The organism is Nioella sp. (assembly GCF_965215655.1).
Lineage (GTDB): Bacteria > Pseudomonadota > Alphaproteobacteria > Rhodobacterales > Rhodobacteraceae > Nioella.
On sequence record NZ_OZ244111.1, the window covers coordinates 1,873,217 to 1,890,241 of the forward strand.

At 60.6% G+C, this 17,025-nt stretch carries 14 protein-coding genes; 8 read left to right on the forward strand and 6 right to left on the reverse strand.

Features of this window, described 5'->3' with window-relative positions:
- Positions 1–12: 12 nt before the first annotated feature.
- Genes ACOOEX_RS09470 through ACOOEX_RS09485 form a run of 4 tightly spaced genes read left to right on the forward strand, consistent with a single transcriptional unit; the run spans position 13 to position 7,265 of the window.
- Entirely contained in the window at positions 13–1,506 is a 1,494-nt protein-coding gene (locus ACOOEX_RS09470; protein ID WP_420398163.1) for an ATP-binding protein, read from the forward strand.
- Positions 1,503–4,235, forward strand: coding sequence for a Z1 domain-containing protein (locus ACOOEX_RS09475; RefSeq protein ID WP_420398164.1), 2,733 nt, complete (start codon positions 1,503–1,505; stop codon positions 4,233–4,235). The genes ACOOEX_RS09470 and ACOOEX_RS09475 overlap by 4 nt, the downstream gene beginning before the upstream one ends.
- A complete protein-coding gene (locus tag ACOOEX_RS09480) occupies positions 4,222–5,196 on the forward strand; it encodes a PD-(D/E)XK motif protein (protein WP_420398165.1) in 975 nt (324 codons plus the stop codon). Before ACOOEX_RS09475 ends, ACOOEX_RS09480 begins: the two co-directional genes overlap by 14 nt.
- On the forward strand, positions 5,193–7,265 hold the full coding sequence (locus ACOOEX_RS09485; RefSeq protein WP_420398166.1) for an AIPR family protein: 2,073 nt from the start codon (positions 5,193–5,195) through the stop codon (positions 7,263–7,265). The genes ACOOEX_RS09480 and ACOOEX_RS09485 overlap by 4 nt, the downstream gene beginning before the upstream one ends.
- A 316-nt stretch (positions 7,266–7,581) precedes the next feature.
- On the opposite strand, the gene ACOOEX_RS09490 is transcribed toward ACOOEX_RS09485, so the two are convergent.
- The 5 genes from ACOOEX_RS09490 to ACOOEX_RS09510 all read right to left on the reverse strand — a co-directional run bounded on the left by ACOOEX_RS09490 (position 7,582) and on the right by ACOOEX_RS09510 (position 12,323).
- Positions 7,582–8,445 (reverse strand): sugar phosphate isomerase/epimerase family protein, encoded by an 864-nt coding sequence (locus ACOOEX_RS09490; RefSeq protein WP_416936953.1) that lies wholly within the window; start codon positions 8,443–8,445, stop codon positions 7,582–7,584.
- A 14-nt stretch (positions 8,446–8,459) separates the two neighbouring features.
- A complete protein-coding gene (locus ACOOEX_RS09495) occupies positions 8,460–9,350 on the reverse strand; it encodes an NAD(P)-dependent oxidoreductase (RefSeq protein ID WP_416936955.1) in 891 nt (296 codons plus the stop codon).
- Positions 9,351–9,468: 118 nt separating this feature from the next.
- Entirely contained in the window at positions 9,469–10,749 is a 1,281-nt protein-coding gene (locus tag ACOOEX_RS09500; protein WP_420398167.1) for a TRAP transporter large permease, read from the reverse strand.
- 1 nt (position 10,750) lies between these two features.
- Entirely contained in the window at positions 10,751–11,254 is a 504-nt protein-coding gene (locus tag ACOOEX_RS09505; protein WP_416936959.1) for a TRAP transporter small permease, read from the reverse strand.
- A 73-nt stretch (positions 11,255–11,327) separates the two neighbouring features.
- Entirely contained in the window at positions 11,328–12,323 is a 996-nt protein-coding gene (locus ACOOEX_RS09510; protein ID WP_416936961.1) for a TRAP transporter substrate-binding protein, read from the reverse strand.
- Between the two features lie 193 nt (positions 12,324–12,516).
- Between ACOOEX_RS09510 and ACOOEX_RS09515 the strand changes: the two genes are divergently transcribed.
- Positions 12,517–13,536 carry a LacI family DNA-binding transcriptional regulator gene (locus ACOOEX_RS09515; RefSeq protein WP_416936963.1) on the forward strand — a complete coding sequence of 340 codons (1,020 nt, stop codon included), beginning with the start codon at positions 12,517–12,519 and terminating at the stop codon, positions 13,534–13,536.
- On the opposite strand, the gene ACOOEX_RS09520 is transcribed toward ACOOEX_RS09515, so the two are convergent.
- Positions 13,533–14,567 carry a LacI family DNA-binding transcriptional regulator gene (locus ACOOEX_RS09520; protein ID WP_420398168.1) on the reverse strand — a complete coding sequence of 345 codons (1,035 nt, stop codon included), beginning with the start codon at positions 14,565–14,567 and terminating at the stop codon, positions 13,533–13,535. The genes ACOOEX_RS09515 and ACOOEX_RS09520 overlap by 4 nt on opposite strands.
- A 244-nt stretch (positions 14,568–14,811) precedes the next feature.
- Between ACOOEX_RS09520 and ACOOEX_RS09525 the strand changes: the two genes are divergently transcribed.
- From ACOOEX_RS09525 to ACOOEX_RS09535, 3 genes are read left to right on the forward strand one after another with little or no spacing between them, the layout of a single operon-like run.
- A complete protein-coding gene (locus tag ACOOEX_RS09525) occupies positions 14,812–15,765 on the forward strand; it encodes a fatty acid desaturase (RefSeq protein ID WP_420398169.1) in 954 nt (317 codons plus the stop codon).
- 11 nt (positions 15,766–15,776) lie between these two features.
- Positions 15,777–16,100 (forward strand): MocE family 2Fe-2S type ferredoxin, encoded by a 324-nt coding sequence (locus ACOOEX_RS09530; RefSeq protein ID WP_416936969.1) that lies wholly within the window; start codon positions 15,777–15,779, stop codon positions 16,098–16,100.
- Positions 16,097–16,933 carry a 3-methyl-2-oxobutanoate hydroxymethyltransferase gene (locus ACOOEX_RS09535; RefSeq protein ID WP_420398170.1) on the forward strand — a complete coding sequence of 279 codons (837 nt, stop codon included), beginning with the start codon at positions 16,097–16,099 and terminating at the stop codon, positions 16,931–16,933. The genes ACOOEX_RS09530 and ACOOEX_RS09535 overlap by 4 nt, the downstream gene beginning before the upstream one ends.
- Positions 16,934–17,025 lie beyond the last annotated feature (92 nt).

Below are 17,025 nucleotides of genomic sequence, written 5' to 3' on the forward strand. Positions count from 1 at the left end.
ACGAAGGATAGCATGCAGGAAGTTGTTTCGACACGTCGCGCCGATGCAACTCCGCATGCAGCCTCATTGATCGAGGGTTTGAGGGATATCGGCTATTCCCTCGAGACCGCAATTTCCGATGTCATCGACAATTCGATAACTGCGGGAGCGCGGCGCGTCCGGATCGTGACCGAGACTTTCGCGGACGAGCCCCATATCGCCATCATCGATGATGGTGGCGGGATGACGGAAGAAGAATTGATTGCGGCCATGCGTCCGGGGAGCCGCAACCCGTTGGCATCACGGGATGAACCCGACCTTGGCCGTTTCGGTCTTGGCATGAAGAGCGCAAGTTTTTCGCAATGCCGTCGGCTGACAGTCGTGTCGCGGAGGGATGGCAGGACATCGGCAGCGGTCTGGGATCTGGACGATGTCGCGGAGCGGAACGAGTGGGCGGTGCAGCTTCCCGATGACGTCTCCCGAATTCCCGAGGTCGAAAATCTGGGTGAAACCGGTACCCTTGTTCTTTGGGAAAAGCTTGATCGTTTGTCAGGCGGGTATGCCCATAACGCCGCAAAGCGGGCCGAGGTTATCAATCAGCGCATTGCCGAAACGGAACGGCATCTGCGCCTCGTCTTCCACCGCTTCATGGAGGATGCAAAACCGCTTTCGATTTTGCTGAACGGTCGGGTGCTTCCGCCTCTCGATCCATTTGCCCGAAAGAACCCTGCGACCATTCCCGACCCCGAGGAGCGGCTTTCGCTGATCCGGGGTGATGTCGAAATCCAGAGCTTCACCCTTCCGCACCACAAGCAGATGAGCAAGACGGACTGGGAAGACATTGCCGGGCCGGAGGGGCACCTGAAGTCGCAAGGCTTCTATCTTTATCGCGGCAAGAGGCTGATCCTGTACGGGACCTGGTTCGGCCTGTGCCGCCAGTCGGAATTGACGAAGCTGTCGCGGGTCAGGGTCGACATCCCCAACAGCATGGATGCTGACTGGAAGATCGACGTCAAGAAATCCTCCGCGCAGTTGCCGCCAATCGTCAGGGACAGACTCAAGAAAGTCATCGAACGGATCCAAGATGGATCGAAGCGCACCTATCGCAAGCGCGGTCAGAAGCTGGTCGATCACGAGCGTCTGCCCATGTGGAATCGCATCCAGGCCGAGGGGCAGATCCGTTACCGGCCGAACGTCGAGCATCCGGCCTTTGCGGGCTTTGCCGAAAGCCTGCCGCCAGACCTGCGCCGCGGGTTCTTCAATTGCATCGCTCTGGTCGGTGCGTCCCTGCCGATCGAGACGCTTCACGCCGACATGGCCGGGACGGCCGAAGAGATCGTGCCTGATCGAGTGGATGAGGACACCCTTGCACAGGCCGTTCAGGCGACCCTCTCCGTTCTGATGGGTGCGCGAAAGGATATCAAGGAAATCATGGCCTTGATGAAGGACGTTGATCCGTTTCGGTCTGCCTGGGACGATACGCAGCGCATCATCGCGACGACGCTTGAAGAAAAGGAGCAGCAATGACCCCGCTTCTCAGCAGTCTCGAGGGCATGACGTCCATGTACATGGCGTCCCAGGCGGGGCCTCATACTGCACAGTCCATTCGGGACATCGTCGCCCAACTGCGCGAAACCCCGATGTTCGCGGGCAAGATCGGGGATGAGGACGCCGAGGAACTGGCGCGCCTGATCGAGGAGAAATACGGCATCAGCATGGGCCTCGGCGCCATTGTGGATGCCGAGGATTTCAAACCCTGGCTTCATGACGCGCGGATCAATGGCGAGGTCGGGGATTTCTACTGGGGGCGGTATCGCAAGCTTCTGGGCCTGAAGGGGCTTCCCAAGTCGGTGATCGACGGCACGGACGAAGTCACGGACAGGGTGCTGGACCGCCTGGGCAATCCGAACAACCTGAGCCCCTGGAGCCGCCGGGGCATGGTCGTCGGGCATGTCCAGAGCGGCAAGACCGCGAACTATGCCGGCCTGATCTGCAAGGCGGCGGATGCGGGCTACCGGCTGATCGTGGTGATCGCGGGCATCCACAACAACCTGCGTAACCAGACCCAGGCGCGGATCGACGAAGGCTTCATCGGACGGGATACCGGGCGGCTGGCTCATGCCAACAAGGCGCAGCGGCAGAAGATCATCGGCGTCGGACAATTCGATCAGCGCGAATTTCCCGTATCGCTGACCAACACTCTGCGCGATTTCAACAAGGCGACGGCCACGACCTTCACCGCGCAGCTCAGCCAGATCAACGTGCCGGTGGTGCTGGTGATCAAGAAGAACTCCAGCACGTTGAAGAACCTGCTGGAATGGCTGAAGGAACATTCCGTTCACCAGAGCACGCAGATGGTCAGCCAGCCGATGCTGCTGATCGATGACGAGGCCGACAACGCCTCGATCAACACGGCCTATCAGCGGGACGAGGTGACGCGGATCAACAGCCAGATCCGCGAGCTGCTGTCGTTGTTTCATCGCAGCTGCTATGTCGGCTATACCGCAACGCCTTTCGCAAACATCTTCATCGATCCCGACACCGATGACGAGGCGCTGAAACAGGACCTGTTCCCGCGGGATTTCATCATCGGGCTGGATGCGCCGTCGAACTATTTCGGGGCGCAGAAGATTTTCCTCGACGCGCGCGACCAGCACATCCGGCTGATCGACGACAACGAGGACGTGCTGCCGATGAAGCACAAGATCGACCATCCGGTCGATGTGCTGCAAGGTAGTCTGGTCGAGGCGGTGCGCGCCTTCATCGTGGCCCGAGCGATCCGGAATGCGCGCGGGCAGCAGGCCGGTCATGCGTCGATGCTGGTCAATGCCTCGCGGTTCACCGATGTGCAGGGGCGCTTGCGGTCACGGATCGCCGATGTGGTGGCGCGTATCCGTGACGCTGTGGCCGTCGACGCCGGAAAGGGTCCGTTTGCGCTGCGGAACCCCGAGATCGCGGCGCTGCACGCGACATGGAAACGGGAATTTGCCGACGCGGAGGGGGGCGACTGGCCATCGGTGCAGGCGCGATTACACGAGGTTCTGGTGGCGGCCCGCGTGGTCGAGGTCAACGCCTCCAAGCGCGCCCAGGCGCTGGACTATGACCATGTAGGGGAACACGGGATCACGGTGATCGCTGTCGGTGGCTTCTCGCTGTCACGGGGGCTGACCCTCGAAGGGTTGACGGTCAGCTACTTCCTGCGCAATTCCATGATGTACGACACACTGATGCAGATGGGCCGCTGGTTTGGCTACCGCCCGGGATACGAGGACCTGTGCCGCGTCTGGATGCCTGCGGATGGCGTCGGCTGGTATGCCCATATCCACGAGGCCATGGACGACCTGCAGACCCAGCTGAAGCGGATGGAACTTGCCAAGGCAACGCCCGCGCAATTCGGTCTCGCCGTGCGCAGCCACCCCGAGGCGCTGATCGTGACGGCGCGCAACAAGATGGGGACGGGCAAGGAGTTGCCGGTCAAGGTCGGGCTGGCCGAGAACCTGATCGAGACCACGCGGATCGTTCTCGACCACGCGCAGCTTGATGCGAACCTGCGCGCGGGCGAGGAACTCCTGTCTGTCGCCGCCAGTATGGTAATACCTCGCTCCGAACGGCCGAGGGGCTACTTGCTCTCCGGGGTCGGCGTTGAATCGATCAGGGATTTCCTTCGCAAGTACCGGACAGAACCGGGTCTCCGGCCGGTGAACCCGCTTACCGATCCCAAGTTGATCAACGATTACATTGACGCTCGAACGGATGATGAGCTTGCAAAATGGGATGTCTTCATCGCCAGCTCTACCCGCAAGGACATGGACCCCATAGCCTTTGCGGGGCTCGATATCGTGCCCTACGAGCTTTCCGTTGATCTGGACCTCGCAAAGGGCGGTGTTCTTGCCTTCAGCGGTTCCAGCCGTCGGATTGGCTCTGCCGAGGACGAGACCGAAGGCCTGACAGCGACGCAGATTGCCGATGCGCGTGAAGCATTCCGCCTTTCCCGGCCAGATCAGAAACTTCCCAAGACCGTCAACCCGAGGATCTACCGCCAAGTTCCCGGTCGCCGCCCGTTGCTGATCCTCCGTCTCGTCAAGCCAAAGCTGGCCGATCCCGACATGCCGGAAGGGGTGCTTGTGTGGGGTCTTTCGTTCCCGTCCAGCAGGATCGGTGGCGGCACGGTCGAGTACGTCGTGAACACCATCCGCATGCGCGAGATGTTTGGCGAGGAAGAGATCGAGGAGGAGGCGCTTGGTGATCCCGAATGACACGCCCTGGTCCGGCCTCGAGGCAGGAAAGGTCGATACGAGGCGGGTGGATGCCGCGGCTCGATGGAACTGGTTTTGGGCCGTCATGCCGCGGGCGGATGCGACGCTGGTTCTGCAGCTCAGTGATCTGCCGCGCCCCGTCCCGGACCTCCCCAAGCTCAAGAACCTTGAAATCCGTTTCCAGACGCTGCCCGGCGGCCCGATCCTCTATATACGGCTGAAGGACAACGCCCAGATGGAGCTGTTCGAGACGCTCTGCCGCGACGTGATGGCGGCAGGGGAACTGGCCGAGACCGAAGCCGAGGCCCTCGAGCGCGCCATCGGGCGCACCTTCCGGTGGCACTACCTTCTGCGCGGTGGCAAGCTGGAAGTGCTGTCCGAGGAGGCCCAGAAGGGCCTGATCGGCGAAATAGAAGTCCTGAAGCTTCTGATCGCCGAGCTTGGGCCGAAGCCCGCCCTGTCCGCATGGATGGGACCATCCGGCGCGCCCAAGGACTTCGAACTCAAGGCGGATTGCATCGAGGTCAAGGCCCGTCGCGGCGCGTCCCAGCCTTTCGTCAAGATCACCAGCGAGCATCAGCTGGCCGATGTGCCTGATCGCCGTATCTGGCTGGCGGTGCTGGCCGTCGACAAGGTGCAGCCGCCGCATGGGCTGACCCTGACCGAGCATGTCGACTCGGTCACGGAGCTACTGGAGCGTATCGAGCCATCGTCGGCGATGGATTGGGACCTGCATCTCACGGATGTCGGCTATGATGCCCTGCATGACTATTCGGCATGGCGCTGGATCGTTTCCGCGCCCGAGTTTTTCGCGGTCACAGACGATTTTCCGCGGATCGCTGCACCGGTCCCGCTCGGCGTGTCCGGCGTGACTTATGCGCTGGCGCTTTCGGCGTGTTCGCCTTTTCTCAAGGCTTGGGATGATGTGTGCGTCGGCTTGACCGAAGGTGGGCAAGCATGAGCGAGCTTCAGGAATACCATCAGAACCTGATGGCCGACATCCGCCGCGAAGCCGACGCCAGCGGTATCTTCCCGGTCGAGGCCTTCTTTGATCGGATGACCGAGCGCCTGACGGAAGCGGGCGAACTCGAGGTTGCGGATCGTTCCTACTACCAGAGCGGCGAGGGCGGGCGGAGGCTTAGGATAGACGGATATGCAGGCGACCCGCGCGATAGCGGGGGCGTGTTGGGCCTGATCGTCTGCGACTTTGTGGACAGTGAAGATATCCAGACCTTCGGAAAGGGCGATGTGCCGCCCATTCTGAACCCCTTGATCCGTTTTCTGAAAAAGGCCCGGACGGAAGATTTCCGTGATGCACTGAACGAAGTCAGCCCCGCTTTTCAGGTCTCGGACCTGATCATCACGACGTGGTCGCAGGTCACCAAGGTCAAGCTGATCCTCGTATCGAACCGCCAGTACATCGGGCGTGACGATGCGGTGAAGCTGCAGGAGCTCGATGACGTTCCGGTCACATGGTCGGTCTGGGACCTTGCGCGCTTCGAGCGTTTCGACCGGTCCGGTCAGGCGCGCGAGGACATGGTGATCGACTTCGCCGGGGACTTCGGCGGGCCATTGCCGGCGCTGAAGGCATCACAGACGGACGCTGCGCTGGAAAGTTACCTCCTGATCGTGCCGGGCGAACAGTTGGCTTCGATCTACGACCGCTGGGGCGCCCGGCTTCTCGAGGCGAATGTGCGCTCGTTCCTTCAGGCGCGCGCCAAGACCAACAAGGGCATCCAGAAGACGATCAAGGAAGAGCCGGAGCTGTTCTTTCCCTACAACAACGGGCTATCCGCGACTGCTGACGACGTGACCTGCGTCCGCACGGATGACGGTCTTGCAATCGCCTCGATCAGCAATCTGCAGATCGTGAACGGTGCCCAGACGACGGGTTCTATCCACACAGGGCTGAAGAACGCCCGCGAGCAGCTTCCGCAGGTTTTTGTCCAGATGAAGCTGACCGTGGTGCCGCCCGACCGGTCAGAGGAGATCGTGCCGAAGATTTCCGAGTTCGCGAACACCCAGAACAAGGTGAACGCGGCGGATTTCTTCTCGAACCATCCGTTCCATATCCGGATCGAACAATTCTCGCGCAGCGTGATCTTCACGGCCCGCGAAGGTGAGCGCCATGATAGCAAGTGGTTCTATGAGAGATCCCGAGGTCAGTTCATCAACGCGCGTGGGCGTCTGACGCCTGCCCAGCAGAAGAAGTTTGACCTCGAGTTCCCCAAGGCGCAGCTCTTCAGCAAGACCGACCTCGCGAAATTCGAGTATTCGGCTGCAGGCCATCCTGACTTGGTTTCGAAAGGCGCACAGAAGAATTTTGCGGAATTCGCCAAGGAGATCGGTGAGGCCTGGGCCAAGAGCGATGCGCGATATGATGAACTCTGGTATCGGCGGATGATCGCGAAGGCCATTATTTTCAAGAAGCTGGAAACCGAGGTGCCGAAACAGCCTTGGTACGAAGGCGGCTATCGCGCGAACATCGTGACCTACGCCATGGCGAAAGTCTTTCATGACGCAACCAGCGACAAGCAGGTGCTGGACGTCGACGCCATCTGGCGGCGTCAGGCAGTCTCAGACGCCCTGTCGCGTGCGCTGCTCGTCGCCGCGGCAGAGGCCAACGATGTCATCACGCACCCACCGGCCGGGGTCCGGAATATGTCCGAGTGGGCAAAGCAGCAGGCGTGCTGGAACGGCCTGAAGGGCAGGCAGCTCAACTACGATGACGACTTCGCCAGCTGCCTGACGCTGGTGGAGACCGTGCGAACCGCGGTGCGGGACGCGAAGGCCAAGAAGGCGTTGACCGAAGGCATCAACGCCCAGACCGAAGTGGTCAACCTGGGGGCCGAGTTCTGGGCCAAGTTGATGGACTGGGGGAAGGTGGAACGGAAGCTGTCACCCAAGGACCTGCAGATCTTGCAGATATGCGCGTCGATGCCGCGCAGGATCCCGTCGGATTTCCAAGCCAAGCACGCTATGGACGTGCTGCATAGGATGAAAGATCACGGTTTTGAGGCCCAGCAATGATCCTTTTCGGCCCAATCCGGACCCTGATACTCCATGGCGTTGAAGTCTGCTTAAGGCTCGTGACACCGAATTCTGCTATGCTCGGACGATCAAATATGTCAAGGGTGCCCTCAGTTGGATGAGTATGCGGCTTAAAAGAATTCCTAGGCGAACTCTTGGTGCTTTGGGCAAGACTTCCAAGCAATCATCGCTTGAAGAAGAGACCGTTCGGACATGCGAACGGGATCCCCGGACCTAGCGTCGATACGGAATCCTTCTTTGCCCGCCCAATCGACTCGGAAAGGAATGGGATCCCCGGGAACGCGCGAGACCAGGATTACCCGAACTGTGTCTTGAACCGGTCTACGCATAGTCGAAAACCATCTTCGAAACTGCCGTTGCCAGGATGGTAAACGCTTTCGAACGAAATCACGCCGTCATAGGCGTCGGTGCGCAGAGCATCCGCCACCGGCTGGAACTGGTCGGCCAGTTGGCCTTCGCCCATCCGGCGCACTTCCAGTGTGGCGCGCGGTGTGTCGACCTGTACATCCTTGATGTGGACATGCCCCAGATAGCCGTCCTTCACGGCGTCGTAGCCATCCGGCCAGGCCGCTTCGTGGCACCAGCAGTTATTCGCTGGATCCCAGAGCACCTTGAGCACGTCCTTCGCGTTTAGGTCGTCGATCAGCTTGCGCCCGGTGTAGTTGGAATTCACCATCGTGCCGTTGCCGGTTTCTACAACCAAGGTCACCCCGGCATCGCGTGCGACGTCGCAGGCAGGTGCAATCAGTGGCAGCATCGCGTCCCATGCCCCATGCGCCACGTTCCATTTCTCGGCACCGTTCAACCCCCACAGGATTTGTTCTTTCTTTGGCGTCATGATCCTGACCAGCGGGCTTCCGACCACATGCGCCATGTCGATGACGCGTTTGAGCGCATCCATGTGACGTGAGTGCACCTCGTCCCCCGGCCGGTTGTCCTTGGTCATGCCCGCAAAGATGTGACGCGACAGGCAGCTGACCGGCTTGCCACGGTCGCGCAACAGCCGGTCAATCTCGGCAATCTCGGCGGCGGAATGGTCGCCCACCTCGGTATCGCCCACGAATTGCAGTTCGGCATAGGTCAGCCCGAACTCGTCCATGACATCGACAGCATGGGACAGGTCGCGGCTGATCCCGTCACATATGACACCCAGTTTCATCGGCTTTCTCCTTTTCAGCGGTGCAGTTCCGCGCCGACGATCTCTTCGATCACCCGCGTGCAGGCCCAGTTGTCCCCGTCGGGGTATTTCGACTTTCCGGCATGGAAGATCTGCATCGCGGTCGAGGCCATCTGCATCGGCACTTCCAGTTCTTCGGCAAGATCCATCGAGATGGTCAGGTCCTTGTGCATTGTGCCGATGCCCGAACCGGTATTGGCAAACTTTCGGTCGATGATGTTTTCCAGCGCCGTGTTGGTGCATCCGCAGCCCGCACCCGAGGTCGAGAAGACCTTGAACAGGTGCTCACCCTTCACCCCCGCCTTGGCGGCCAGAACCGAGGCTTCGAACGTGGCCGAGAAGATCGAACCGATCAGCGTTTGAAGGCAGGCTTTCACGGTCTGGCCCATGCCCGGCTCGGTCCCGATATGGTGGATGGTGGCCGAGACCGCCTCCATCGCCGGGCGGGCCTGTGCGATGATGGCATCAGGCGCCGAGGCCATCATGGTCAGCGTCCCCCCTTGCGCGCCGGGGAAGCCACCGGATACGGGCGTGTCGATCAGGTGGATGCCGGTGCCGTCCATGGCGTTGCCGATCTCGACAGCTTCGCGCGGCCGGATGGTGGCGGTCAGCAGAACCGAGCCGCCGGGGGCCATATGCGCGGCCAGCCCGTCAGCCCCAAGGATCACGGCCTTGGCCTGATCGCCATTCATCACCATCACGAAGGCGGCCTCGGCCCCGTCACCGGCCTGCGCCACGCTGGCAGCGGGCCTGCCGCCCATTGCCTCGAAAGCGGCTAGGCGGTCGGGGCTCAGGTCGAACCCGGCAACATCGAACCCCGCCTTGATCAGGTTTTTCGCCAGGCCCGAGCCCATGTCACCCAATCCGATCACACATATGCGTTTCATGCATCTTTCCTTTTCTGCGCGCACGGGCGCGGTCCATCAGATCGGGGGTTTCAGCGTCCGTCTTGCGACGGTGCGAGGCACGTCCAGCAGACACCCCAGTGCCAAATTCCTGTCGCGACTACGGTCCCATGACAGCATCCGGTATCCACAAGACCAGTTCGGGGAAGACACAGAGCAGACCCAGAACCACCACATTGGCCATCAGGAACGGTGCTGCCCCCAGGAAGATCTGGCCAATCGGCAACCGGCAGATCGCGGCGCAGACATTAAGACAGTTTCCCACCGGCGGCGTGCAGGCCCCTACGGCGAGGCCCGAGACAAGGACCACACCGAAATGCACCCCGGACACGCCAAGGTTCTGGGCAACGGGCAACAGCACCGGCGTCAGCAGCAGAATGGCGGGGCTGACATCTATGAAGGTGCCCGCCAGCAGGATCAGCACTGCGGAGACCAGCAGGAAAGTGGTCGCATCCAGTCCCAGCCCCTCGACGAAATCGGCCAGTTGATCGGGCACGCGTTCCAGCGCCAGCACCGTGATGAAGACCTGGCTGAAGGCGATGATCATCATGATCTTGGCCGACATGATGATCGCGTTGCGCATCGCGCCGGGCAGATCCTTGATGACGGTGAACCCGACAAGGAAGAACCCGATGATCAACCCGTAGACCGCCGCCGTGCCCGCCGTTTCCGTGGGCGTGACAAAGCCGAAGACAACCGACCCCACAATCAGCACCGGCATGATCACCACGGCAGCGGATCGGCGCGCCTGGCGCAGGGCTTCTTTCAGTGTGAAGGGCACGGCCTCGGTCGGGTAGTCGCGTGCCTTTGCGATACGCCAGACGATCACCAGTTGCAGCAGACCCACCATGATGCCGGGGATGATCCCGCCCAGAAACAACCGACCGATCGATTCCTCGGCGGCGATGGCGTAGATGATCATCGGTACCGAAGGCGGGATGATCATCCCCATGGTGGACGAGGCCACCGTGATCCCCGCCGCGAAGCTGCGCGGATAGCCGCGACGCTCCATTTCCGGGATCAGGACAGATCCGATCGAGGCCGTGTCGGAGGCAGATGACCCGGAAATGCCGCCGAAGATCATCGAGCCCAACACGTTCACAAGGCCAAGACCACCCTTCATCCGCCCCACGAAGAAGGTGGACAGGTCCAGAAGACGCTGCGTGATGCCGCCGGAATTCATCACCAGCCCCATCAGAATGAAGAAAGGCAGCGACACCAGCGGGTAATTGTTGATCCCGGCAAAGAAGCGCTGGATCACGAAGCCGGTTCCGAAAGGCGCTTCGATCATGAAATAGGCCAGGCTCGCCAGCCCGAGCGCATAGGCAATCGGAACCCCGATGACGAGCAGAAGGAAAAGCGCACCGAACAGGATCAGCATCTCAATCCTCCGGCATCCACAGACGGTCCGTTTCGATCTCGCCCCCGAGGGCAAGCACGATCTTGACCAGGCTGAACAGCACCCCGAGCCCGCAGGAGATCGGGACAACCACGAACACATAGGCCTGCGGCATGCCGAAGGGCTGCCAGATATTTCGACCCGGCCCGGCGATCCAGTCGAAAGACAGGTAGACGAGCGCCCCGTTCATGACGGCAACCAGTGCAAGCCCGAGGATATAGAAGGCCAGCGTCACCCCCCGTGGCAGCGCCTCGATGAACACCGTGATGGCGATGTGTTCCCGCCGGCTGATGGCCACGGCACCGCCAAGGGCGCTGGTGGTCAGAAAGGCGATCTTGACCAGTTCATCCACGCCATAGATCGCCGCATCGAAAGGGCGCATCAGCACCTTCGTCACGACGATCACGAGAAACACCGTGAAGAGAACGATCATCACGTTCTCGATCAGGCGGGCCAACCCGGCCTCAAGTGCGGCGAGCTGTTTCATTCGAGGTGCCTTTCGCTAGAGACGACTGCGCGAGGCCCAAACGGACCCCGCGCAACCAGAGGGAGAGGAACCCTCAGCCGCAGGACTGCGCTGCTGCGCGGGCTGCTGCGACATCTTCGGCGGTGAAGTGACCCGCCTCGATCATCTGCTGGTAGACAGGCTGCACGCGATCCTGGAACTCGGCAAGTGCCTCTGGGGTCAGCGTGTTGATCTCCATGTGCTCGGCCAGATCTTCGATGACCGCCGTTTCCGCTTCGCGATACAGCTGATCAGACATGGCCATCGCCTCGACCGCAACCTCGTCGAAGATCTGCTGGAGGTCTTCGGGAAGGCTCTCATACCAGGCCAGATTGACGATCAACGGATCGGGGCCTGTCATGTGGTTGGTCAGCGACAGGTAGTCCTGAACCTCGTGAATATTGAAGTCCCAGATATTCTGCGGCGGGTTGTGCTGGCCGTCGATCACCCCCTGCTGAAAGGCCTGATAAGCCTCGGAAAAAGGCATCGCCACGGGAACCGAGCCAAGCGCAGTACCGGTCGCGATCATCAGGTCGGATTGCGGTTCACGGATCTGAAGGCCCGCGAGATCGGAAACCTGGGTAATCGGGTGTGCATTGGTCGTGTAAGCACGGAAGCCCTGGCTGATGCCGGTGGCCGGAATGTGATAGCCGTTAGCCTCGGCCCGTGCCTGAACACCGTCGGTAAAGTCGGACGCTACTAGGCACTGCATCTCGTCCCAGCCCGATACGAGGAAGGGCAGCTGATAGATGTTGAAGGCGCCAGAGGCATCCGCGAAGAAGCCGCCCCGCGTGCCCTGCAGCAGGCCAGAGGTTACCTGGTCCATCATTTCGCGCTCATTGCCGAGCGTCGCGCCGAAGAAGTTTTCCACCTCGATTCGGCCGCCGGAACGCTCTTCCAGCTGCTCTTCGAAATAGATCATGGATTGCGAGCGGATCGAGCTTTCAGGCTGTGCATTTCCGTAGCGGAACGTGAAGTCCTGAGCTGCTGCGGCTGTGCTCAGCAAGGCCAACGTGGCCGCACCGGCCAGAAGACACTTAGTGATCGTCATATTATCCTCCCTAGGTCATCCTTGCCCCAAGATCAGAGGCAGGTTGCGGCACCGGTATTTCACTGGCGGTTCCATTCGGGCAAGAACAATAACATCAATCCGATGAAATTGATGTTGTTTGATGTTTTGAATGGAGATTGCCATGTACTATTGATCGAAGTTGATGGACGAAAACAAAAAAGATCCGAATCAGATGATCAAGCAAAGGGCCACAGTGGCCCAGATCGCAAAGCTAGCCGGTGTGGGTACGGCGACTGTTGACCGGGTGCTTCACGGACGCGCCCATGTGGGGGCGGCCACCCGGCAGAGGGTCTTGCAGGCAAAAGAGGCTATCGAGGCCGGTGCAACCCCTGCTGAACGGCCCCGCCCATGGCGGTTGCGCGTGTTTCTGCCCGAAGATGCCGGGCCTTCGACCGAGTTCCTGGGGATGTGCTTTCAGGAATTCGGCGGGCGAGGAAATGCTACCATTGAATGCGTGTTCACCAAGAAAATGGAGCCGGGCATTCTCGCGCGAAAACTACTGGCTACTTCCGGGCAGGGTGTGGATGCGGTGGCCTTTCAAGCGCTCGACGACCCAAGGGTTCACGACGCAGTGCATGAGCTGGATCGTCTGAACATCCCTGCGTTGGCGATCCTGTCGCCCATAGAACACCCCGCGCTTGCCGGCTTCATCGGCTTGAATAACCGGGCAGCGGGGCGGACCGGCGGCTACCTGATGGGGCGTCTCACCCGTCGGCCAGGGGCCGTCGTTGTCGTCACATCCGGCCAGCTCTACCGCAGCCACGAAGACCGCGAAATGGGGTTCCGCGTCGCGCTACGACAGGATTTCCCGCATGTGCGAGAGGTGCTGACCTGCAACGCCCATGACGATGGCGAAGGTAATTATCAGGCAATCAGCCGAATTCTTTCGGACCGAGATGATGTCGTCGGTATCTACAGTGTCGGTGGCGGTAATCTCGGGATCGCGCGGGCGCTTGGGGAGGCTGGGCGCGAAAAGGAAATCGTTTTCATCTGTCACAACCTGACGCCACGCACCCAGGGTTTTCTTATGGACGGCACCATCGACATCGTTCTGCATGTCAATATGCGATTGGTGGCAGAGGAGGCAGTGGAAGCGCTTTGCGCCCATCTGGAACGCCGCTCGTTCAAACCGCGCGCGCTGCTGACCGGGGTGATCACACGCGAAAACATCGTCGGCGCGACGTTCGGCTAGAGGTTCTCCGTTGTCAGCAATTCAAAACGCTCGGGCTTCGGTGGCGGGACCGGCCGCCCGACGCTGACAGATTGCGCCATGCAGGCAGTCACGTTCTGTGCCATCTGCGAGAACGATCCGCTGATCACAATATCGGCGACACCGCTGCGCAGCGCAGCTTCGCTTTCAGGGCTTCGTGAATGGCAGATATAAGTGATCTCGCCCGCGCGTCCCGAGGCTTCCAGCGCTTGCGCGACACCACCAACACCACCGCCCGAATGATAGATCCCGGCAAGATCGCCAGACCGGGCCAGCAGCTCCTGAGCAGCCTCGAGGGCAACAGCCTCATCATCAAGGTAGATGAGTGACTCCCTGAGAACGCGATCCGGGGCGTAGCGGCTCATTGCATCGCGGAAGCCCCGTTCGTTCGCCAACTGCCCCAGATAGCGTTGTGAGCCGACAAGGACACCGATGTCGCCTCCGGGACGCGCCAGCCGGGACATCGCCCACCCGGCCGTGCGCCCTGCCTGAAGACCATCCATTCCGATATACCCCGCAAGGCCCTTGGCGCTGATCGGGCTTAGCAGTGCATAGACAGCGACACCACGGGATGCGCATTCGTCAACTGCCGCGTTGACTGCTGGATGTTCGACCGACACAATGGCAAGCGCATCCACCTCTGACCCAAGACGGGTGATCTCCTCTGCCAGCCGATCCGCCGAAAGGCTGCCAACGAAGGAAAACAGTGGATCGGCCCGGACATCCTTTCGCGCCAGCGTGGCGTTTCGAAGTTGCTCGGCGAGCCGCTGATAAACCCATTTCCCTTCCTTCTGCAGCAGGAAGCCGAAGCGACAGGCAGGCGCCAGTTCCGCGATGCGCCGCTTCAGGATCGCCTTGCCATGATAGCCCGTCGCCTCTGCCGCTGCCATGACCTGGGCCGCCGTTTCCGGTGCGACCCGCGCCCGCGCATTCAGCACCCGGTCAACCGTGGCCACGCCCACACCTGCTGCACGGGCGACGTCTTCGAGCGTGGTTCGCCGGTGTCTGACCATCAGAGACTCCTATCATCAGTCGGGATCAGCCCCGTGATGGGAATGATAGAAACTATCATGCTTGCGATTGACCGATGCGGCAAGCTGATGCCTGCTTGGTGCATCAACCCCTGCAATGAGGCCAGATATGACCGCCCCTGCCTTCGCCCGAGACTATCGCCTGACCGGTGCTGAGTCCGGACCCGGATTTGCCCATGCCGAATGGTATGCTTCACCGGTTCCACGCAAGCGAATGAAAGAGCTGATGAAACGTTCAGACCGCGCGGGGCTGATCGATTTCGGCCTCTGGGCCGGATTGACCATCACCTTCGGCGCGTTGCTGATCTGGGTCTGGGGGTCTGTCTGGGCATGGCCCGTGGCGCTTGTCTACGGTGTGCTTTACGCTTCGTGTGCCGAAAGCCGCTGGCACGAATACGGACATGGCACGCCGATGCGCACCCGCTGGATGAACGACGCAATTTATCAGCTGGCCTCCTTCATGTCGCTTAAGAACCCTGTGCTCTGGCGGTGGAGCCATGCGCGCCACCACACCGATACGGTGATCGTCGGGCGCGATCCGGAAATCGCCTTTCCCCGCCCACCTAGCCTGCTGAACTGGGCGCTGAACCTGCTGCATGTGGTGGCGACCGGCAAGGAGATGTGGAAGTCTTTGCGGCTAAGTGCGGGCCTGTTGACAGCGGACCAGAAGGATTTCCTGCCTCAGAGTGAGCGACCCAAGGCATTTCGCGCTGCCCGGGCCCATCTCGGTATTCTGATCCTCGCCGGGATCGCCGCCAATCTGCTCGGCTCATGGCTACCGCTGGTCCTGATCGGGGGGCCGACCTTCTACGGATCATGGCTGCATCACGTCATGGCCACCACACAGCACGCAGGCCTTGCCGAGGATGTGCCAGATCACCGGCTGAATTCCCGCACCATCCTGCTGAACCCGGTCTTCCGCTTCATCTATTCCAACATGAACTACCATGTGGAACACCACATGTACCCAATGGTGCCCTTCTACAATCTGCCCGCGCTTCATGAGGATATCCGCGACGATTGTCCTCGGGCTTACCCCTCTCTTCTAGCGGCATATCGCGAAATCGTACCGGCCGTGATCCGCCAACAGACCGACTTCAACCACTATGTCCGCCGTCCCCTTCCTGCCGGGGCCGGTCCGACCCCCGCCTATCAGCGTCCGCTGATCGCGGCAGAATAAGGAGACGCCCCATGCCCAACTGGATCCGCGCATGCGCGGCGGATGAGATCGAGGAAGAAGATCTCATCCGCTTTGACCATGACGGTCGCACTTTCGCCGTCTACCGCAGCCCCGATAGTGAATATTTCTGCACGGACGGGCTCTGCACCCATGAGCAGGTGCATCTGGAGGACGGATTGGTGATGGACTACGTCATCGAATGCCCCAAGCATAACGGCCAGTTCGACTATCGAACGGGCGAAGCGCTGCGCACCCCGGTCTGCGTGAACCTTACCACCTATCCCGCGAAGCTGGAAAACGGCGACGTTCTGATCGACATCGGAGAGACCGGATGAAACGGATCTACGACTGGGATGCCCGCTCTGTGCTGCGCAACTATACCGCTGCCGACCTCAAGGCTCTTAAAGGCCAGCGCAAGCTGACCCAGACCACCGCAAATTCCGTCGAAGAGGCCGCAGCGGCGCGGGATGCCGGTATTGATCTGATCATGGGCAATGCCCAGAACACAAAGGCCGTGCGCGAAGGCGCGCCGGATATGTTCTTTACTGCCGCGCTTGGCCTTCCAGATTATCCGACAGAAACGGATGTTCTGCGCGCTGCATTCGCGGCAATGAAGGACGGCGCGGATTCCATCTATACCGCGCGCGGGCCGCATATCGTCGAAATGCTGGCGAGGGAGGATATCCCGGTCATGTGCCATCTTGGTCTTGTCCCCCGAAAATCGACTTGGAAAGGGGGTCTGCGCGCGATCGGTAAAACGGCGGAAGAGGCCCTGGAGCTTTGGGCCGCCTTCCGGCGAATGGAAGATGCTGGTGCTTTCGCGGTCGAGGCGGAGGTCATCTGCGCCGATGTCATGGCCGAGATCTCGAAGCGCACGTCCCTGGTCACCAGCTCACTTGGGTCCGGAGATGGCGCTGATATCATTTACCTCTTCCAGACGGACATTTGCGGTGAGACCCCGGATCGCCCCCGTCATGCACGCGCATTTGGAGACCTCCATTCCCTTAACAAACTTGTTGCGGCCCAAAGACTAGAGGCACTGTCGAGGTTTCGCGAAGCAGTGCAAGTGGGTGAGTACCCGACACACCAAGAAAAAACCACCGCAGGGGGTTCTAATTTCAAAGAGTTTCTTCAGGGTATGACTACGAGTCGCGATTCAACTGGCTAAAATTGAGCTTTGCATCAGATGAACTGAGTCAAGTTCAGTCATTAGAATGAATGCCGACAAGTCATGAACCTGCATTCCGGACATTGACCCAT